Source organism: Brumimicrobium salinarum, assembly GCF_002844555.1.
Lineage (GTDB): Bacteria > Bacteroidota > Bacteroidia > Flavobacteriales_D > Crocinitomicaceae > Brumimicrobium > Brumimicrobium salinarum.
The window spans coordinates 1-21,108 of sequence record NZ_PJNI01000021.1 but is presented as its reverse complement, the minus strand read 5'-3'; the positions used below and the strand labels follow the sequence as shown (position 1 = coordinate 21,108).

General features: G+C 34.9%; 15 protein-coding genes and 1 pseudogene. 2 read left to right on the top strand and 14 right to left on the bottom strand.

Annotated features, from left to right (window positions below; genetic code table 11):
- Positions 1 to 134: 134 nt before the first annotated feature.
- From CW751_RS13920 to tatA, 4 genes and pseudogenes are all read right to left on the bottom strand, one after another.
- Positions 135 to 1,283 carry a DUF4837 family protein gene (locus tag CW751_RS13920; RefSeq protein WP_165779319.1) on the bottom strand — a complete coding sequence of 383 codons (1,149 nt, stop codon included), beginning with the start codon at positions 1,281 to 1,283 and terminating at the stop codon, positions 135 to 137.
- A 122-nt stretch (positions 1,284 to 1,405) separates the two neighbouring features.
- Entirely contained in the window at positions 1,406 to 2,827 is a 1,422-nt protein-coding gene (locus CW751_RS13910; protein ID WP_101335639.1) for a lytic transglycosylase domain-containing protein, read from the bottom strand.
- The gene (gene gatA / locus CW751_RS13905) at positions 2,827 to 4,236 is read right to left on the bottom strand and encodes an Asp-tRNA(Asn)/Glu-tRNA(Gln) amidotransferase subunit GatA (RefSeq protein WP_101335638.1); all 1,410 of its coding nucleotides are present in this window, start codon (positions 4,234 to 4,236) and stop codon (positions 2,827 to 2,829) included. The genes CW751_RS13910 and gatA overlap by 1 nt, the downstream gene beginning before the upstream one ends.
- 23 nt (positions 4,237 to 4,259) lie before the next feature.
- A pseudogene (gene tatA, locus CW751_RS15745) lies at positions 4,260 to 4,442 on the bottom strand (twin-arginine translocase TatA/TatE family subunit); the annotation flags it as partial.
- A gap of 136 nt (positions 4,443 to 4,578) precedes the next feature.
- Here tatA and CW751_RS13895 point away from each other — a divergent pair.
- Entirely contained in the window at positions 4,579 to 5,841 is a 1,263-nt protein-coding gene (locus tag CW751_RS13895) for a BaiN/RdsA family NAD(P)/FAD-dependent oxidoreductase (protein WP_240612584.1), read from the top strand.
- Between the two features lie 50 nt (positions 5,842 to 5,891).
- On the opposite strand, the gene CW751_RS13890 is transcribed toward CW751_RS13895, so the two are convergent.
- From CW751_RS13890 to asnB, 10 genes are all read right to left on the bottom strand, one after another.
- Entirely contained in the window at positions 5,892 to 6,866 is a 975-nt protein-coding gene (locus CW751_RS13890; protein WP_101335636.1) for an META domain-containing protein, read from the bottom strand.
- A 71-nt stretch (positions 6,867 to 6,937) separates the two neighbouring features.
- Entirely contained in the window at positions 6,938 to 7,621 is a 684-nt protein-coding gene (locus CW751_RS13885) for an LOG family protein (protein WP_101335635.1), read from the bottom strand.
- A gap of 36 nt (positions 7,622 to 7,657) precedes the next feature.
- On the bottom strand, positions 7,658 to 10,423 hold the full coding sequence (gene uvrA / locus CW751_RS13880; RefSeq protein ID WP_317045824.1) for an excinuclease ABC subunit UvrA: 2,766 nt from the start codon (positions 10,421 to 10,423) through the stop codon (positions 7,658 to 7,660).
- 26 nt (positions 10,424 to 10,449) lie between these two features.
- Positions 10,450 to 11,379 (bottom strand): lytic transglycosylase domain-containing protein, encoded by a 930-nt coding sequence (locus CW751_RS13875; protein ID WP_101335634.1) that lies wholly within the window; start codon positions 11,377 to 11,379, stop codon positions 10,450 to 10,452.
- A gap of 99 nt (positions 11,380 to 11,478) precedes the next feature.
- Positions 11,479 to 12,552, bottom strand: coding sequence for an MraY family glycosyltransferase (locus tag CW751_RS13870; RefSeq protein WP_165779317.1), 1,074 nt, complete (start codon positions 12,550 to 12,552; stop codon positions 11,479 to 11,481).
- A 20-nt stretch (positions 12,553 to 12,572) separates the two neighbouring features.
- On the bottom strand, positions 12,573 to 13,121 hold the full coding sequence (gene rfbC, locus CW751_RS13865; protein ID WP_101335632.1) for a dTDP-4-dehydrorhamnose 3,5-epimerase: 549 nt from the start codon (positions 13,119 to 13,121) through the stop codon (positions 12,573 to 12,575).
- Positions 13,122 to 13,138: 17 nt separating this feature from the next.
- Positions 13,139 to 15,448, bottom strand: coding sequence for a polysaccharide biosynthesis tyrosine autokinase (locus CW751_RS13860; protein WP_205677838.1), 2,310 nt, complete (start codon positions 15,446 to 15,448; stop codon positions 13,139 to 13,141).
- 5 nt (positions 15,449 to 15,453) lie between these two features.
- The gene (locus CW751_RS13855) at positions 15,454 to 16,155 is read right to left on the bottom strand and encodes a polysaccharide biosynthesis/export family protein (protein ID WP_165779315.1); all 702 of its coding nucleotides are present in this window, start codon (positions 16,153 to 16,155) and stop codon (positions 15,454 to 15,456) included.
- Between the two features lie 81 nt (positions 16,156 to 16,236).
- Positions 16,237 to 17,403 carry a glycosyltransferase gene (locus tag CW751_RS13850; RefSeq protein ID WP_101335629.1) on the bottom strand — a complete coding sequence of 389 codons (1,167 nt, stop codon included), beginning with the start codon at positions 17,401 to 17,403 and terminating at the stop codon, positions 16,237 to 16,239.
- Positions 17,388 to 19,238 carry an asparagine synthase (glutamine-hydrolyzing) gene (asnB, locus tag CW751_RS13845; RefSeq protein WP_101335628.1) on the bottom strand — a complete coding sequence of 617 codons (1,851 nt, stop codon included), beginning with the start codon at positions 19,236 to 19,238 and terminating at the stop codon, positions 17,388 to 17,390. Before asnB ends, CW751_RS13850 begins: the two co-directional genes overlap by 16 nt.
- A 39-nt stretch (positions 19,239 to 19,277) precedes the next feature.
- On the opposite strand from asnB, the gene dacB reads away from it, so the two are divergent.
- Positions 19,278 to 20,750: a D-alanyl-D-alanine carboxypeptidase/D-alanyl-D-alanine endopeptidase gene (gene dacB, locus CW751_RS13840; RefSeq protein WP_101335627.1), complete on the top strand. Its 1,473-nt coding sequence runs from the start codon at positions 19,278 to 19,280 to the stop codon at positions 20,748 to 20,750.
- The last annotated feature ends 358 nt before the right edge of the window (positions 20,751 to 21,108 follow it).

Below are 21,108 nucleotides of genomic sequence, written 5' to 3'. Positions count from 1 at the left end.
CTTGTTGTCCCCTCGTTCTATTCAATTTGATTATAAAACATTGCAAATGTAGTTAAAATATTTTAAACAACAATATTTTATTTTTAAAGAGGGCGTTTCTTAGTTTTGACAAAAGAATATATGGAATGTAATTTCTAGTCTGTAAAACTTAATGAGTATATAATCGCTCTTATTCTGTTTATGTCGAAGTTGGCTGGAAACGTAGGCGGTGCATCGATATATCCACTAAGTGCAACAATGGTATTTCTGTGCGGGTGTTTAAAGTGAAAACTCCAAAACCTTCCGCCAGAGGGTTCTGCTTCACCAGTAAACTTGAACAATCCTTTAAATTCCCATCCTTCAATATCACCAATTTTAATTTTATGGTATATAGGTTTTACTGCTGGATGATTTTGTGTCCCCATATAAACGCCTTCAATTTCATGTTTTGCGTAATATTTTAAAATTGTGTCACGCATGATCATTAAATTCTCTGGTTTTAGTTGTCGTTCATCTTTAAAAGGATATTCCCAAATCATTAATCCACTCTGAATAAAATTAACTTTCGTGTCTGTATAAGATGAATTTGTTGTTTTCATCTCCATATTCCGAGTCCGATTTGGAAAAAGCAAAATGGCGTACTCGTCACTTATCGATTCATACCTTAAATTATCTGGTAGTTTTAAGTTGATGCCAAATTGTTTTGCCAACTTCTGGTTTACATGATTGTTTTCATTTTTTGCATGACGATAATATTCTCGTTTCCATTCCTGTCGTTCGTAAATTTTAAATAAATAATTGATTTCCTCTTGGATTAATTCGTATACATCATTGATGTCATGCGCTTTTAATTTCGTATATAACTGTGTCTTTGCGTAGTAATCTTCCAGAATTTCCATTTTCGGTTGATTCTTTTTATACTTTTCATTGAGATCTATTTCAATTACATTTCTAAGTCTTGTGGATAACTGTTTAAATTTCGTAGGTGTTCTATGGACAATTTCAAAGTAAGGCGTGTAGGGATAATAGGGTTTAATTGGAGCTGAAAAGACAGAATCAAACAATACTTTTAGTTCTTTAGTATATATCGTGTTTTCAGCTACAATAATTAGTTTTCCTGGTTTTCCAGTATATTGAGAAATTGAGCCTTTCTTTATGATTTGTCTATCATCGGTTGGTATTTCATTATTATTGTTTTGTAGGCTTTGCTGCTTTTTATTGTCTTTGCGTGTTAACGTTTCAGTTGAGTCGCCGCAAGAAAAGAGTATAAATGCTGTAAACAACAGTAAGTAATAATATTTCATGATCATTTTTTTTTAAAATAAGCTAACAACTATCATGCATTTTCTTTTTGTTAAAAAGAAATCATTTTATTTCACGCGTATTTTCTGACCTACTTTCAAATCACGGTAATTTACGCCTGGATTTAACTTTTTAATTTCATCAATTGAAATCCCCCGTTGTTTAGCAATGACCCACAAATTTTCACCAGATCGAATTGTATGTAGTGTTCCCGTTGTTGGTTCTTTGTAAGGCTTTTTGGTGTTTTTTTCTTTGCGGTTTGTTTTTTAGTTGAGGGTTTTCCGTTTGTGTAAATTGTTAATCTTTGTCCGATACTTAATCGAGTAGATCGTAAATTGTTCCAATTCATGATGTTTCTTACGCTAGTTCCATATCTTCCAGCAATGTGTCCAAGCGTTTGTCCTGAACGCACATAGTGTACAGTAACCGTTTGATCAACTTCCTCTTCCTCTACAATCGTTTCATAAATTAAGGAATCTAAACGATAAATACTATCTTCAAAATTAATCCATTCACCAATATACGACGTTGGAATCTGAATACATTGTGGGGGTGTTGTTTTGGGTATGTAAGAAGTTTTGTAAATTGGATTAAGTGCTTTTATGTCGGCAACAGACCAATTGATTAACGAATCAATTACTTCCATGTGCAGTCCATCTTTTAAGCAAACCGTATCAATTTCAAAATCATGAAACTTTGCCTCTCTAGCTCTTACATTATGAGCTGCATGATAGGTGAGCATATAAGACATAGCGATAAAGTTGGGCACATATCCTTGTGTTTCTCTCGGCAAATAGGGACGAATTTCCCAATATGTCATTTTTCCACCTGAACGGCGAATGGCTTTGTTTACATTTCCAGGGCCTGCATTATAGGCAGCAAGTGCCATATTCCAATCATTATACATGCTGTGTAGCTTTTTTAAATATAAGCATGCAGCTTCGGTAGCCATTTCTGGATCCATTCTTTCGTCAATATAGGAATTTTGTGTTAAGCCGTAATATTTTCCTGTTCTGTACATGAATTGCCATAAACCTAAAGCCCCAGCTCTTGATTTTACTTGTGGGCGCAGTCCACTTTCAATTACGGATAAATATTTAAGTTCTATTGGCATATTGTGTTTTGCCAATTTTTCTTCAAACATATTAAAATAAAGTTTTGATCTTCCCAGAACAATGCTGGTAAACCCTCTTCTATTTTTTGTGAAGAATTTTAAAACGCTGAGCACATCTCTATTGCAATCCAAATGAAAAGGACTTTTTTCATTCATTTCATCTAAGCGCATGCAATATATAGAGTCAGAAAAAACGGGTACATCCTTGTCGGTATACCCAAGTGACTCAATTATAGAGTCTGTTTCATGGTCTGTAGAAGCGTAATCTCTATAATACTCTTCTAATGTGTTTTCTATAACCCGTAAAAATTTTTCATGTTGAATTACTTCTGTGCTATCCGTTGGTTTGTCTTCATTTTCCTGTGCCCATAGCGGAGTAGCTCCTAAGAGAATTAGTCCAATAAATGCTATTGTTCTTACGTGTTTTTCCATTAACAAAATTCCATTAAATAAGCAGAGATATCTATCAATTCTTTTTCGCCAAAGTGTTTTCCAATTAATTGTAAGCCAAAAGGCATTCCGTTGCTATGTTTGCCTAATGGTAAAGAAATAGCTGGGTTTCCAGAGAGATTCGCTTGAACCGTATAAATATCTTGAAGATACATATTAATAGGGTCTTTCACTGCGTTTAATTCAAATGCTGTTGAGGGAGTAGTCGGTAGTAAAATACAGTCATGTTGATTTAAAATCTCAAGAGTACGGTCTTGAATCAAACGTCTCACTTTTTGAGCTTTTGTGTAATATGCATCATAGTAGCCTTGTGATAAAACAAATGTTCCGGCCATTATTCTACGTTTTACTTCCTCTCCGAATCCTTCTGATCTAGATTTAACGTAAGTTTCTTCAACTCCTTTTGCTGCTTTACTTCGGTAGCCAAAGTGAACACCATCAAATCTTGAGAGGTTTGAAGAAGCTTCTGCTGTTGTGAGAACATAATATGTAGGCACAATTTGTTCGATGTAAGAGAAAGAAACGGGAATGAGATCATGACCATCAGCGCGTAAACAATTTACCAATTGTTCAGTTCTGGCTTTAATTTCGGGATCAATTCCGTCTGTGTCTAACGTTTCTTTAATGTAGGCTATTTTTAATTTACTCTTTAAAGGTTGTGGTGTCAAGGATGGCACTTCCTTTGAGGAAACAGTACTGTCATATTCGTCTTTTCCCGCCATTATTTCCGTAACCAAAGCGATGTCTTTAATGTCGTTGGCTACGGGGCCAATTTGATCGAAAGAAGAAGCATAAGCGATTAATCCATATCGACTAATTCTTCCGTAGGTAGGTTTAAAACCAATTGTTCCTGTGTAGGATGCGGGTTGACGTATAGAACCACCAGTGTCACTACCCAACGCAACTGTGCATAAATTTCCAGCAACTGCTGTAGCACTTCCGCCCGATGAACCTCCAGGAACATAATCTTCATTGAGCGCATTTTTAACACTTCCATACGCTGAGTTCTCATTTGAACTTCCCATTGCGAATTCATCACAATTTAATCTACCAACAATAATAGCATCCTCTGCTATCAAACGCTCAATTGCAGTAGCGGAAAATACAGACTCAAATCCCTCTAATATTTTAGAAGCAGCTGAAACTTTATGGTTTTTGTAACATATATTGTCTTTTATGCCAATAACCATTCCAGCCAAACGACCTGCTTTTCCTGCTTTGCGTTTTTCATCAATTGCAATGGCTTGTTTTGTAGCAGATGCTTCAAAAACTTCAAGATACGCGTTTAATCCATCACGTTCTTTGATGTTTTCTAGGTATTTATTGAGAATATCTTGTACCGACCGACCTTTTTTAAGGGCAGCTTTAATTTCCGTAAAAGTTCTATACATGAATAAGTAGATTTAACATATTTCTTGTTGTTTTCATTTTCTTGTGTACCACCTTCATCTTCGTCGTTTTTTGTGGCGTCTTTGAATTCTTTCATTCCTTTACCTAATCCTTTCATTAGTTCTGGAATTTTTCTACCTCCAAAAAGAAGTAAAATTACTACCACAACAAGCACAATCTGCCACGGGCCAAACATTCCTAATATCATTTTGCTTCGAATTTAATTTCCACAAAGTTACGCAATATTGTATAAAACAAAGCAGATACCTTGTAAAGTTTATTATGAATAACCAAATAAGATTATTTCTAGAAGAACTAAAGTTATCTTTTGCTTTGATTATTAAATGAAAAACGAAATTGAACAAAGAATATTACATTTGTACGAAAAAAACGATATGAAAGTTGGTGTAATTGGTGGTGGAGCGGCTGGTTTTTTTGCTGCTATTTGTGTAAAGACCAATTATCCCGATGCCGAAGTAATTCTTTTGGAGCAATCAAAAAAATGGCTTTCAAAAGTCAAAGTATCTGGTGGCGGACGCTGCAACGTTACCAATGATACAACATCAATTTCCGAATTGAGCAAAGCTTATCCGAGAGGAGGGAAGCAATTAAAGAAGTTGTTTCCTCATTTCAATACTGTTCATATTCGTGAATGGTTTTCGGTTCGTGGAGTTTCGCTTTATGCGCAAACCGATAAACGGGTTTTTCCTACTACTGATGATTCACAAACGATTATTGATTGCTTTTTAAAAGAAGCCAATACTTTAGGTGTTCAAATGAAAAGCCAAGCATCAGTAAAAAAGATTGCGCCATCTGCCTCAGGAATTCAATTGTATTTTGATGAAGTAAATGCCGTTACTTTTGATAAAGTTATTGTTGCCACAGGAGGTTCACCAAAGTTAAGCGGTTTAAATTGGCTTTCTGCATTAGGACACCAAATTGAAACTCCTGTACCAAGCTTGTTTACTTTTAATATGCCTCAAGAAAAGGTTAAGACTTTAATGGGAGTTGCGGTAAATAATGCAACTACTCGAATACAAGGAGAGAAATTAAGTGCAAATGGACCTTTATTGATCACACATTGGGGCATGAGTGGTCCTGCAATTTTAGTTCTGTCTTCTTTTGGTGCGCGAATGTTGGCAAAAAAGCAGTATCAATTTAATTTACAAGTTAATTGGACAAACGAACAAAATCAAGAGCTTGTTCGAGCGGTGATTAACAAAACGATCGAAAACAATGGTCAAAAACAAATTCAAAATGTACGAATTTATGATCTTCCCAGTCGTTTGTGGATTTTTTTATTGGAGAAAGCTTCCTTGACTTTAACCCAAAAATGGGATGAAATCGGTAAGAAAGGAACACATAAACTCGTGGAAATTCTAACGAATGATGTCTACGAGGTAAAAGGAAAGACTACTTTTAAAGAGGAGTTTGTTACTTGTGGAGGCGTAAGTTTTAAAAGTGTAAATTCGAAAACCCTAGAAAGTAAACATGTGCCTAACCTTTTCTTTGCAGGCGAAGTTCTAGATATTGATGCAATTACAGGTGGTTATAATTTTCAAGCTGCATGGACAACGGCTTTTATTGCTGCCAAATTAGGACAATAAAAAAAGACGCAACATTTTGTTACGTCTTTTCAAATCTTAAATATTTATTTTTACTTTTCAAATTTCAATAAAACCTTCGAATTGTTATCCATCAATATCAATTGGCCATCTTGAATCTTGTATTTGCTAACTTTGTGCATTGCTGCTAAAAATTGCTTAGGGATTTCCATGTTTGCACACATTTTTTTTGTTGACATCATCTTGCTTAGATTTAAATCAACATTTGAGAAGCTCTCAATTGTAGCGTTATAGTTATTACAACCATCCGTTCCTCCAATCATTCTTTTTTGTTCATCCACAACAAAAGTAGGGGTTTGACTTCCTTCAATTTGATTTCCTTCGATTTCTACAGTTTTCCATTCACCTCTCAATGCTGTATTAAACGAAGTGGTTTTCACCTTGATGAAACTTAAAATCACTTTTTCATCAGCGTTTAAAAACAAAAGTTTTCCTTCTTCAATTTTATATTGTGCTATTTTTGAGAGTGTACTGAAGTAGTCTCTTTCAATGTTTTCATTTGCACATTCTTTTAATGTTCCTAGTCCATTTTTCAATTTTATGTATTGTGTACCCAGATGTTCAATTTCATTTTGATAAAGGTTGCACCCACCATTTCCAGAAAACTGCATGGCTGAGATATCTATTTTTAAAGTCGGTACACTTACCATTTTGTTGATGTTTCCACCATTTATGGTTGCTAAAATCCAATTTCCATTTAATTTTATTCTTGGATCAATTTGAGAAGAAATTGTTTTTACAAACGTATAGTTACTTTGGTCTTTCTCTTTGCTAACCTCAATTTGTTTCATTTTACCTGCTTCAAACTTGAATTCCTCTATTGGTGTCTTCATTGTTTTCCACTCTTCTTCATCAAGTGATTCGTTTTCATTTACAATCAAACATGGGTCGTTATCACATTCGGTTTGATATCCTGCAACCCACATAGTCTTGTTTTTCGAAGTTGAGCATGATTGCAGAATCAATAATCCAACCAAAAAAGAAAGTATACTTTTTATACTCATCATATATTATTTTTCTGCAAGTGTATCCAAAAGGCACACCAAAGAGAAGTCTTAATTGTTATCAAAAGTTAATTTTAGAAGTTAGGAGTTAACGAATGAGTTTTGAAAAAGTCATCAATGTATTTTATTGCTTCTTCCTCTTCGTCTACAACTTTAAAGAGATTCATGTCATCCGCAGCAATATTACCTTCTGTTATCATGGTGTTTTTAATCCAATCGATAAGACCTTTCCAATAATCAGAACCAATAAAAACGATAGGTTTTTTCGCTATCTTTTTGGTTTGAATGAGCGTTAAGGCCTCAAATAGCTCGTCCATTGTTCCGAACCCACCTGGTAAAACCACAAATGCCTGGGAGTATTTAACAAAAACTACTTTTCGAACAAAGAAGTAGTCAAATTTTAGATTAGAATCTTGATCAATGTATTGATTTCCACTTTGCTCGAAGGGCAGATCTATATTTAATCCTATAGATTTACCTCCACCTTCTTGTGCTCCTTTATTTCCAGCCTCCATAATTCCTGGACCGCCACCTGTAATTACACCATATCCTCTTTCAGCAAGCATACGTGAAATATTCACAGCTTTTTTGTAGTAGTTATGATCGCCCAATGTTCTTGCAGATCCAAAAACAGATACGCTAGGACCTATGCGTGCCATACTTTCATATCCTTGCACAAATTCAGACATAATTTTAAAAATAGCCCAACTATCGTTTGACTTTATTTCATTCCAATCTTTTCCTGGTTTATGACTCATATTATCTATTTAATTCAATTTTTAAATATTTAGCAGTTATACTTTCTTTATTTTTTTCACCAACTGCTCAGGTGTTCCGTATCCTACAATTTCACCACCATTTCTTCCTCCTTCAGGGCCAACATCAATAATGTAATCAGCTACCTTAACAATATCCAAGTTGTGTTCAATGACCAACACGGTATTTCCTTCTTCAACTAATCTATTCAAGACATCCAATAACATACGTATATCTTCAAAATGCAAACCTGTTGAAGGTTCATCCAAGATATAAATAGTATTTCCTGTACTTCTTTTTGATAATTCTGTAGCTAATTTAATGCGTTGCGCTTCTCCACCAGAAACAGTTGTTGATGGTTGACCGAGCTTAACATATCCCAAGCCAACAGAAAGCAAAGTAGACAATATACGATGAATCTTTGGAATGGGTTCGAAAAATTCAGTGGCTTTTTCAATAGTCATGTCTAAAACATCAAAAATAGACCTGCCTTTGTAGCGTACTTCTAGCGTTTCCCTGTTGTATCTTTTTCCTCCGCAAGTTTCACATTCGACGTAAACGTCAGGAAGAAAGTTCATTTCAATTAATTTAAGCCCTCCACCTTTACATGTTTCACATCTACCACCTTTTACATTAAAAGAAAATCGCCCAGGTTTGTATCCCCTAATCTGAGCTTCAGGCAGGGATGCGAATAAGCTTCTTATTTCATCGAAAACCTTGGTGTATGTCGCTGGATTGGAACGAGGTGTTCTGCCAATTGGATCTTGGTTGATTTCAATAACTTTATCTACGTTTTTTAATCCCTCAATTTTCTTGTAGGGTAGCGGCTCTTTCACACCATTGTAAATATGTGCATTTAAAATGGGGTAGAGCGTTTGGTTAATGAGTGAAGATTTACCACTACCAGATACTCCAGTAACACAAGTGAATGTTCCTAAAGGTAAAGTAAGATTTACATTTTTAAGATTGTGTCCTGTTGCTCCCTTTAGCACTAGTTTATTCCCATTTCCTTTTCGTCTCTTTTTTGGTGTTTCTATTTTCTTTTTATCGGAGAGGTATTGCGCTGTTAATGAATTGGCTTTTATTAAGTCTTTATAATTACATGCATTAATGATTTCTCCTCCTCTAACGCCAGCTCCTGGTCCAATGTCTACAACAAAATCGGCAGCTTCGATCATTTCTCGATCATGCTCAACTACAATAACAGAATTACCAGCATCTCTTAATTGTTTTAAAGATTCAATCAATCGGGTGTTGTCTCTTTGATGAAGTCCAATGCTAGGTTCATCTAATACATATAGTACATTCATTAACTCGGAGCCAATTTGAGTCGCCAGCCGAATTCTTTGTCCTTCTCCTCCTGAAAGTGTTCTTGCAGAACGATTTAAAGTCAGATAATTTAATCCTACAGATAAGATGAATGAAAGTCTATCATTTATTTCTTTAAGGATTTCTTTTCCAATTTTCATTTCAGATTTGCTCAACTTTGGAGGCAATTGCTTAAAGAAATGAGCGAGTTCATCAATGTCTTTCTCTACGAGTTGACCAATATGTTGATCATCAATTTTAAAATGGTGCGCTTCTTTTTTTAATCGTGAACCTTCGCATGTAGGACATGTTTTTTTGTTCATAAAAGATTGTGCCCATCGTGTAATCTTAGCTGAAGTTTTTTCAGCAATATGTCGGGTTAAGAAATCGATAATACCCTCAAATGAAGCTACGTTTTTACCTAGGCTGTTTCTTGTCGCCTCTCTTCCATACAAAATTGAGGTTAAAAGCTCTTGTGGAATTTCTGATAAAGGTGTGTTGAGCGAGTATCCTTCTGCTTCCAAAAAGGTCGAAAGTTCACCAAAAATCCATGTTTTTTTGTATTTACCTAATGGAGCCAAACCTCCTTTTTTAATTGAGAGCGAATTGTCAGGAATAATTTTGTCTAAATCTATCACCGAAACCTCTCCTAAACCATTGCAATTTGAACATGCTCCATAAGGTGAATTAAAAGAAAATAGATTGGGCTCTGGATCTGGATAGCTGATACCTGATGAAGGACACATTAAGGTCCTACTGAAATGTCGCACTTCTTTTTCTCCATGTTTTACGACCATCATTGCCTTATCTCCAACATCCATACTTGTTTCGACCGCTTTTTTTAGTCTCTTTTTGTCTTTTGGATCAACTTTTAATCTGTCTACTACAAGTTCAATATCATGGACTTTATATCTATCAACCCTCATGTCTGGAGTAATGTCAACAATTACTCCGTCCACCCGCATTTTGGTATATCCCTTTTTGCGCATTCGGTCAAATAGTTCTCTGTAATGTCCTTTTCGACCTTTAACTAAAGGCGCAAGAAAAATCATCTTCTCATTTTCGTAATCTTCGGTAATTAATGAAACAATTTGATCGTCTGAGTATTTCACCATTTCTTCACCAGAAATAAATGAGTATGCTGTACCTATTCGTGCATACAGTAAACGCATAAAATCGTAGACCTCTGTAATTGTTCCAACTGTTGAACGTGGGTTCTTTGAAACCGTTTTTTGTTCAATTGAAATAACAGGCGATAATCCTTCTATTTTATCAACGTTTGGCCTGTCCATTCCTGATAAAAACTGGCGTGCATAGGCAGAAAATGTCTCAATATATCGGCGCTGACCTTCTGCAAAGATAGTATCAAAAGCGAGTGAGGACTTTCCGCTGCCGCTCAACCCTGTAAAAACAACTAATTGATTTCTTGGCAGTGTTAAGTCAATGTTTTTAAGATTGTGTTCTTTCGCTCCAAAAATTTCTATTTGATCCTTCATACTATTTTGCACTTCTTTACATATGCTTAACCTTCAATGAGGCCAAGTTGTTCATTATTTAATGGGATTTTAAAGAAAAATGTATCTTTTCGGTTAACCCTAAAATCTCGTCCTCTTATCCATGGATTCAATTTGCGTAAAATTTTAATTGAAATATTTTGTTCTTTTGACCATTCATATAGGTTTGAAATGTTTGAATCGATAAGAATTTCCTTGGTAATGTAAGGTGGGTATAATGCATTGGAGTCGATGTGAAATCCGTAGGCTTTAGGATTCTCAAATACTAATTTTACCGCTATAACTCGAAAAACATAACGTGCTGTTTCTGGATTGAGTGAGAGATCAAAAAAACTGCTCATCTTTTGTCGTTCCAAATTGTCAGCCACTCCATACATTCCTAAATTATATGAAGCTGTGGCTAACGTCCATTTTCCAAAACGTTCATAGGCTTTTTTTAAATATTTACATGCTGCACGGGTACTTTTCTCAACATGATACCTTTCATCAACTTGTTGATTTACCTTTAATCCATATTCTTTTGCAGTAGGTTTCATGAATTGCCAAAACCCTTTCGCACCTCTTGGACTCGTTACGTTTTGAAGTCCACTTTCAATAACTGCAATATACATTAAGTCTAGCGGTACATTTTCTTCGATAAAAACCTTTTTGATTATTGGAAACCATCTGTTTGCTCGTTTCATCATTAAGATGGTGTTGGAATGCCAAAAGTTATTTATAACAAGCTCATTATCCATACGTTCTTTTAGGTCAATATCTGAGAAATCGATGTTTTCACCTGCAAAGGAAATTTGCTTTGGGACTTTCGGGAGCACAAAATGGTTTTTTGGAGTTGATGTTTTAATGTTTTCTTGAACAAGCGGTGGTTTTTCAGAATGACTGTTGGTACATGCTGTTAGGAAAATAAATAGAAGAGAGAATACTAAGAGCTTAGTCATTGTTGTTTTACTTTGGGAAGACAAAGATAATTAAAACAAAAGCAAATTTCCTTAAATAAATGTTATCTGAAAAAAGGTAGTTCTCAAAAAATCAAAATTTTAGCCTTTTGGAGGATGATATTTTAATGTATTTCTGTACAATGGGATAAAAATCACCAAGAAAAATAGTAAACCAAAAAATGCAATCCAATACTTTCCAATAATTAAGAAATAAGAAAGACAAATGGCGTAGCCGAAAGAGAATATACTGATGAGTAAAAAGATAAGCCATACTTTAAAATCAGAAAATCCTCGATAAACAAGATGATGTGTTGTATGATCTTTTCCTCCCAGCATTATGGAGTCACCTCTTTTTCTCCGGTTAATTACCACCGTTAAGGTGTCTGCAACAGTGGGTGTAAATGCGGTAAGTACTAGAAATAAGCTAGTCCATGAAGGCACTTCATAGATAGCGGGTAAATTCCAAAGTGCTTTTATTCCAAAGAAACTAATGAACAGTGCAATAAACTGACTTCCTGTGTCACCCATAAACATTTTGGCGGGGTGAATATTGTACATTAAAAAACCAAGAAGAGCGCCAACTTCTGCTATGATTAAAAACATCCATAATAGATTGTTAGGATCATTGATCATTGCCAATACCACAAAACATGTTGTCAATATAAAAAAAGAAACCGTACCCGTAATACCGTCCATGTTGTCGAGCATGTTTAAACTGTTCATAACAGCAACAACCCATATTACGGTAATTAAACCATCTATAATTGGTTGATGAAACACATCTACGGTGTTGTTGCTAAAAACAAAAATTAATCCACATGAAATCTGACCGATAAGTTTTAATAGAGGCTTTGTGTTGTAAGCATCATCAGCGACTCCAATGCCAAAGGCTAAGGTTGCTGCGGCTATAAGACCTATAAACTCAATTTGGTTAAAGATGTTTTCGGTTGATGAAACCGAAGCATAAATAAGTACGGAGATAATAAAAGTAAAATACAGACTAATTCCGCCTAAAGAAGGTTTTGATGCATTGCTCCACCTTACCGTTACGTCATTCTTGTTTCTGATCCCTAGGTTTTTAGCAAAGCGAAGAATCAATTTGTTAATAATTAAAGAGATAATTAATGCCGCAATAAAGAATGTAATATATTCAAATAAGAAGTTAAATTGCACAATTGTATTTTTGTTAATCCTTACTTAAAAGGTGTGACAAAATTAACAAATTCTTGATAATGCTTATCCTTTTCTGAAAGTAAAGGTTTTTTTTCCCCCCAATCAATATTCAATTTTTTATCATTCCATTGTAGCCCACCTTCGCTCTCAGGATGATAGAATTCTGTACATTTATAACTAAATATGCTATTGTCTTCTAGGGTAAGAAACCCATGTGCAAATCCTTCAGGAACATAAAACTGCTTTTTATTTTCGGCAGATAAAATAATTTTAAAATGTTCACCATACGTAGGGGAGTTTTGACGCAAATCAACAGCAACATCCAGAACCGCTCCTTGTACTACACGTACTAACTTTCCTTGGCTGAAGGGTGGTTTTTGAAAATGCAGACCTCTAAGCACGCCTTTTTGAGACATTGATTCATTGTCTTGAACAAAATGAACCTGTTTATTTGTTTTTTCTTGCCAAAGTTGTTCATTGAATGATTCAAAGAAGTAACCTCGGTTGTCTCCAAAAACTTTGGGTTCTAAAATAATTAAGTCTTTAATCCCTGTATTTGTAATTTTCAAAATAATGTAATTTCAATTTAGCTTTCACTGTAATACCCTCCGTAATTTCCACCATAGGTGTTGCTTTTGGCATCTACAGCATTTAAAACGATGTTGATATTGTTAATTTCATCAATTTCTGAAATTTCTTTAAGTTTTTCAACAAAATAACGCTTAGAAAAATTAGCCCTAAATACGTATATAGGAACGTCAACTTTACTTAATAATTGAATGCCGTCAGAAACAAGTCCAACCGGGGGATTATCAAAAATAATGGTGTCGTATTGTGTCTTAACTTGTTTGAATACATCTTCAAAATGTTGACTGAGTAATAATTCTGAAGGGTTGGGCGGAATTGGGCCGGCAGAAATAAAATCTAAACCTTTTAATTGAGAATGCTGAATAACATCGTTTACTGTACAATGCTTTGCCAATAGATTACTCATTCCTTTAATGTTGTCACTACCAAAACCGAGGTGAACTTTTGGTTTTCTCATATCTAAATCAATAACTAAAACCGACTTTCCAGACATTGCAATTATACCCGCCAGATTTAAAGCAATAAATGTTTTTCCTTCTCCTGAAATCGTTGAGGTTATCGCAATCGTATTTACATTTTGCTTGACAAATGATAAATTGGTTCTTAATGTTCTGAATGATTCGCTTATGGCTGATTTTGGACGTTCATTAACAATCAATGAAGAATTAACTGCTTTTGCTTTATTGATCGAAACAGAACCTAGGACACCTATGTTTTTTGGTAATACTGTATTCAAATCAGTGATTTGATTAATTTGGTTAAATGTTAAATACCTCAATAATAATAAACCAATTGAAAAACTAAAGGCTAAAAAGAGTGTAGCACTATAAACCATACTTTTTACAGGAAAAACAGGTGAGGAGGCACTTGAAGCACTATTTAGTATTTTGTTATTGGATGCATATCCTGCGTTTGAAATAGAGTAGATTACTTTTTTCTCATTTAAAAGTGAGTAATATTTTTCATTTAACTCTTGAATATTAATTAGGCGGTCTAATTCCATTTGTTTCTCTGGAAGATCAAAATACCGATTTTCTAATTCTTTAATATCTTTTGAAGTGATTTTTAATTTCTCTTCTGTTCGTTCGATGAGTGCATCTATGATTCTGGTAATGCTTTCTTTGCGAATTGTGATACGTTTTTCAAGCTTTTGTATGATATCGTTGTTTTGTGTTACCTTGTAGGAAAGGTCTTCCTTGCGTTCTATTAATTCATAAAGCTCTTGGATTTGTTTGGTTAAACTGCCTTCATACGACTGACCAATAATATTAGGAATTAAGCGATAAACATCATTGCTATTCGGGTCACTATTTAATTTTTCTTTTACTACCTTAAGCACCCTTATTTCCTCAATGATGTTTCTTTCTTCTGTTCTTAGGAACTCTATTTTGGATGAGATAGAACCACTTAAATGTTCAGGGTTTGTTATGTTTTCATTACGTTGAAAGCGCATAACACTGTCTTTAGAGATACTTAATTCTCTTGTTAATGAATCAAGTTGAGAAGCAATAAACCCCAAAACGTTTTCTGCACTTTCTTTTTTTAAACCTTCGTCATATTTAAAAAAACTTTTGGTGAGTGCAGTTATAATATCTTTAGCAAAGGTTGGACTGTGGCTGCGATAGCTAATTTCAACCGTTTTAGCCTTTTGGTCAATTGGTCTTATGGATAAGTCGTCATGAAATCTTGAAGAAACTGTATTGAGGTCATTAAAAACAAAATACAACTGATTCGTTTCCGCATCAGTTTTTAATTCTTGGAAGTCATTAACTTTCATTTTTATATCAAAGAGATTGTTCTTTAATATTTCATTAGGTTGAATGGCTATATGATGTGCTTTATTTTGATGCGTGAAATTTAAGAAAATTTTGTTGCCTTCTGTGGTAATGTTAATAGGCGTATTGAGTAAGGATGAATCTTTTAAGAGTAAAGGTGAAATTTCTAGATTTCCTTGTCTGTATCTTTGCTCGGTGAGAAACTCTCCTTTAGCATATAATGAGATCTGTAAAGGAAGCTGTTTTATCGCTTTCTTAAACAAAAGTTGAGAACGCAATAATTCAATTTCTTTAGCAATAGAGCCTTCTGTTCGTACATCGCTTAAGTCGAGTAAATCAGCCCCTTGATTTTCGCTGTTAATTTGAATAAGCATCCGAGACTCATAAACGGGTTTTGTATATCTTAAATAAAGAAATCCTAAAACAATAAATAAACTAAAAATAAGCACGCACCAATACCAGTTTCGTTTGATCACAATTTTTAAAATATTTGTGTCAAAAGTCGTATTAACGAATAGCTTTTTTTTGTTCACCTCCATTAGTTCAAGGTCAAAATTACAGAAATAATAACAATGGCTGATGAGATTAAAGAAATGATTGGCGTTGTTTCCTTTAAAATTTCTCGTGTGAGTTGTCGTGAAGGTTCAACATAAATATAATCGTTTGACTGAACAATCATATCTGCATACTTTAATCCATTAATAGTACTTAGGTCAATTTGATAAACTTTTCTTCCTTCAGTGGTTTGACGCATGACTTTTATGATATTTGCTTTTCCACGTTCGGTTATGCCGCCAGCTAAAGCAATAGCCTCCATTAATGTCGTGTTGTTGTTATTTATAGGAATAACTTTAGCGTCACCTCCTGTTCCTGGAAAAACGATTACCCTGCGATTGGTAACTTTTACTTGAACAAAGGGATCAATATAGTTTGCTGAATATAATTGACTCAGTTTTTCTTGTACTTCAATGATGGATAGGCCGCCAACCTTTACCAATCCTAATAAGGGTAGTTCTACTTGACCGTCATTTCTTACCAAATATTGAATATTGTCTGTTTTATTTATTTGTTGGTTACCAGCCGAGTTTTCATTGACTCCAGATGAAATGTCAATAATTCTCTTTCCGTTTTCTACAAAAACTGTAAATGCTATTTTATCGTCTGGTGCTAATCGGTACGCATCGGCAGGTGAAATCGGAATGTTATCTACAATAACTTCATTTTTTTTTGTTTTAAACATGATGTGGCTATTTACACTACATGCGCTAAAAAACATTGACAAAATGAGGAAGAAGAATAAGGGTAGCTTGGATTTCATGACTTACAATAATGATTTATAATAGCTTTTCATGTTTTTAACTAATTGATGATAACTAAATTTATTAATCGTGCTTTGAGCTCCTAAAGTAGAGAATTTTTCTCGTAAAGCCTGATTTTCTATCAGTAAACGTAGTTTTTTAATATAAGTTTCAAAATTCTCTCTCTTAATCACAAAACCAGCTTTTCCATCTTCCAGAATGTCACGAACTCCACCAACATCTGTAGAAATAACTGGCAAACCAGCTGCTTGAGCTTCAATAATACTGACTGGAGTTCCTTCGTTTTTAGAGGTCAAACAAATTATATCCATCCCTTGATTAAAAGTAGCGATATCTAATATCCATGAAGTCATAATTACAGCTTCAGGATAATGCTCGTTTATTTCCTCAACTCTTTTTTGAATATGTTCTTTTTCACTACCATCGCCAACAATGAAAACTTTAAGTTTTGCTGGCGTTTGTTTTAACACTTCGGAAATTACATCAAGAAAGTAGTCGTGGTCTTTTACAGGAGCCAAACGACCAATTATGGCAATGGCAATTTCATCATCTTTGAGGTTGTATTGAGCTCTCGTTTCTTTCCGTTTTTGGACTTTATTTTGGGTGAATTTTTCTAAATCAAATCCTAAAGGAATCACTTTTGTCTTACTTTTAGGAGCAATTCTATGCACTTCGCATAATTCTTGCTTTTGAAGTTCACTAATCGCAATAATTCCTGAAGTTTTTCTTGCCAAATAACGTTCTATTGACTTAAACAATTGGGTTTTAGCCTTTCCAAAGTAGGAGTGAAAAACATGACCATGAAAAGTATGCACAACCACAGGGATGTTTAGAGAAATAGCCGCTGCCCGACCCAAAAAACCAGCTTTAGATGCATGCGTATGCACAATATCAGGTTGAATTTCTTTCAAAATTTGTTTTATCTTTTTGTATGCTTTAAAGTCAGTTTTTGGATCTAAGCTTCGCTGAATTTCTGGAATAATTATGGGCTCAATTCCGTATTGATGTAAAATATGATGAGAATCCTTTTCGCCTTCATCAGGAACTCCACCAATTAGGGTTGTTTCAAAATCATCTCCCAAAAACTTGGTCAAAAAAGTTGCATTGAAAGTCGGTCCTCCAATGTTAAAACGATTGATGATTCTTACCACTTTTATTTTTCTGTCCATCGGTCGTACCAATTTTGGAATACTATATAGGCCCACATTGTTACAGTGGCTTCTTCTTCTCCTAGCTCAAAATCTGCTTTTAATTGCTCCACTCCAGAGAAAGAAAACACATTTTGTTCTTCTATAAACGAAGTGTCAAACCACTTCGGATTCACCACTTCTTCCCAAGTTGATTTTATCCAATCGTGCAGAGGAATTTCAAATCCTTTTTTAGAACGAGAAAACACCTCATCTGGCAAAACCTCACGGAATGCGTCTCTCAAAATTCGTTTTCCTATTCCTTTATCATATTTGTATTCTTCTGGAAGACCATTTACAAAATCTACCAAATCTCTGTCTAAAAACGGAGTACGCACTTCCAGAGCATGTTGCATACTCATTAAATCAACTTTTTTGAGCATGTCGTTAGGCAAAATAAGTTGCTGATCCATTCGTAAAAAGTCATTCAAGGTATCAGATTTTGGCTCTACATGTGCTTTATACGGACTGCTTTTTAACAATAAAGCATCGCGTCGTTTCTTGGAAATAAATTGGGCTAACATCCAATAAGAATCTGGCCATTTGTGCTGCAATAAATCTCCAAACTTTTTCAATTGACGAATTTTATTGGCGAATTTCCCTCGTCGATTTCCACCAGTCAATTGAGGAGCAAACTTAGTGACTACTTTCAATAAAATTCCAGGTTTTTTACTTCGAATATATGCTTTGTGTTTGTTGTATCCTGCAAATAACTCATCTGCACCATCACCGGAAAGACAAACCGTGACTTGCTCTTTTGCGGCACGAGATAAAAAATACATTGCTGCTGCACTAGAGTCCGCAAAAGGTTCGTCAAATGCGTCCAATACTTTTTGAAAAGATTCAACCACCGATTCTTTTTCTAATTGAACAGGATGATGCTGTGAACCTATATGTTTGGCTACATTTTTTGCATATGCTGATTCATCGAAATAATCATTCCCGACAAAACCAATAGAAAAAGTGTTTACCGATGTCTTAAAGTTGGCTGTAACGGCAGAAACAATAGAACTATCGACTCCTCCGCTTAAAAATGTACCAATCGGAACATCTGCGTTCAGTCTTTTTATAATGGCATGTTCTAATTTCTGCTTTACTACTTTTGTAGCCGCTTCGTAAGACATTTCTACTTTCGGAGCATTATGCACAGAATAATACTGAATGATATCAATGTCTTTTCCCTGAACTTTTAAATAGTGTCCTGGCAATAACTTATGAACACCTTCAATCATTGTATCAGGTGCGGGAACATAAGTGAATTGAAAATAAGCATTCAACGCTTTATTGTTTATTTTGGAATGCTTCAGGAGATGTTTAAAAGCTGTAAGTTCAGAGGCAAAAAGCACTTCATTTTCTTGAATAGAAAAAAGCAAAGGATTAATTCCGATATGATCTCTTGCTAAAATCATTTCGTCTTCCTTTTTATCGTAAAAAGCGAAAGCAAAACAACCTTCCAATTGGTCGATTCCAGCTGTTCCGTTTTCAATCAAATGATACAAAAGTACTTCAGTATCAGATGAGGTTTCAAACAAATATTCTTTTTTGAGTAAATCGTTTTTAAGTTCGGGAAAATTGTAGATTTCACCATTAAAAACAATAGTATAACGTTTTGATTTATCATAAAATGGCTGATTGGAACGTTCTTTCAAATCGATGATCGAAAGACGGTTGTGCCCTAGGACGGTATTTCCAAATGTTTTTACATCAAAATGGTCTGGTCCACGATGCGTTTGACTGAAAAGTGCTTTGTTTACACGTTTTTGGTCTAAATCTTGGAGGTTTCCTGAAAGTTTTTTCAATCCAACTATGCCACACATAATATTTTATCGATTTTTATACAAATTTAAAATCTCGCTATGAAGATAACTTTTGTTTGGATTTTCTGCTTCATTTTTATCAATTTATCTGTTGGTCAGCAACAATACAACTCGGTACAGCAAGCAATTCATCTGTTTTCTGATCATGATGCTCTTCAAAATACTGGAATTAGTTTTTTGGCTTACGACATTGAAAAAGACAGCATTATTGCACAACTCAATCATGAAACAGCGATAATTCCAGCTTCTACAGTTAAACTTTTTACAACCGCCACTGCTTTTGAGGTGTTAGGGAAAGATTTTAAACCAAAAACATTTTTGTATTCCCGTGGAGAAGTTGATAGCACAGGAACGTTGAATGGAGATCTAATTATTCAAGGATTTGGCGATGCAAGTCTAGGCAGTAAATATTTTAACGATGAAGAGAGTCAATTTGACTTTTTAAACGAATGGATTAAAGCAATAGAGAGTGAAGGCATTCAAAAAATCAATGGAAAAATTATAGCCGATGGTTCTGCTTTCGGTTATGATGGCGCTCCAAACGGCTGGTCATGGGCAGATATGGGGAATTATTACGGAGCAGGGCCAAGTGCTTGTGCCGTTCACGATAACATGACGCGTTTGCATTTTTCTACACCAGCGCAACTGAATTACCCAACTCGGCTCGATTCTTTAACACCAACAATTCCAGGTTTCCAACTTTTTAATCAAGTAACAACGCATAGTTCAAGAAGAGATAAAGCTTATGTTTATGGAACGCCATTTTCTTATCAGCGTTTTGCTATTGGAAGCATTCCGAGAAGTAAATCTAATTTCGAAGTCAAGGCTAGCATTCCAGACCCAGAATTATTACTGGCTCAGATTTTTGAAAAATCATTAGAAGAAGCAGGAATTGAAATTAAGGAATCAGCCGTGGGTATGCGCTCACTTTTACAAATCAATGCAGACACAACAATTCATTACGCGGAATGTAAAAAGTTACTTGAATATGAGGGAGAATCAATTGCCGATGTGGCTTATTGGACTAATTTGAGAAGCGTTAACTTTTTTGCCGAACAATTATTGAGTCTTTCTGCTTATGAAAAGGAAGGTGTTAATACCACAGATAAAAGTTCAAAATTCGTCAATGATTACTGGGAACCTCGTTTGGGCATAAAAATGATGCAAACCGACGGCAGCGGACTTTCAAGAACGAATGCGTTTAGTGCTTTACATTTTGTGGAGTTGCTAAAATACATGCATAAGTCAGAAAACTTTTCAGCCTATGAAGAAACACTTCCTATTGCTGGAGAAAGTGGAACCTTGCGAGGTGTTTGTCGTGGTCAAGCTGCCCAAGGGAGAATGAAAGCCAAAAGCGGAACCATGAATCGCATAAAATCATACGCAGGATATATTGACAGTAGAAACGGAAAGAAGATTGCTTTTGCTTTAATTGTGAACAACGATGATTTGAGTAATTATCAGCTGGTGAAGAGAATGGAGAGGGTTTTTAATGCGATGGCGAACTATTAGAGCGTGGCTTTTGGTGGTTTTGAAAAAGAATGACAAAACGCACAACAGAATGAGCGATTTTTAGAAAAAGTGTTGATTTGGGAGTGCGATTTGGGTGTTAAAATAAAATGGCTCTAATTGAGAAAAAGCGAAATGGTTTAATGCTCATAACGGTCGAGTATATGAAAAGTAGCGCTGAAAAAGTGCGCAAACCATTCGGTTAAACTCAAGCCGAATTTTTAAATTTTACTATTTATCTTTCTTTTCTCAATTAGCCAAATTTAAAAATTTGGCGACCTCGAAAAAGTGCCCGAACCCTTGTATTTGCAACTGCTCGCGCTATTTTTTATATACATTGTGTGTGCCCAGCATGGGCATC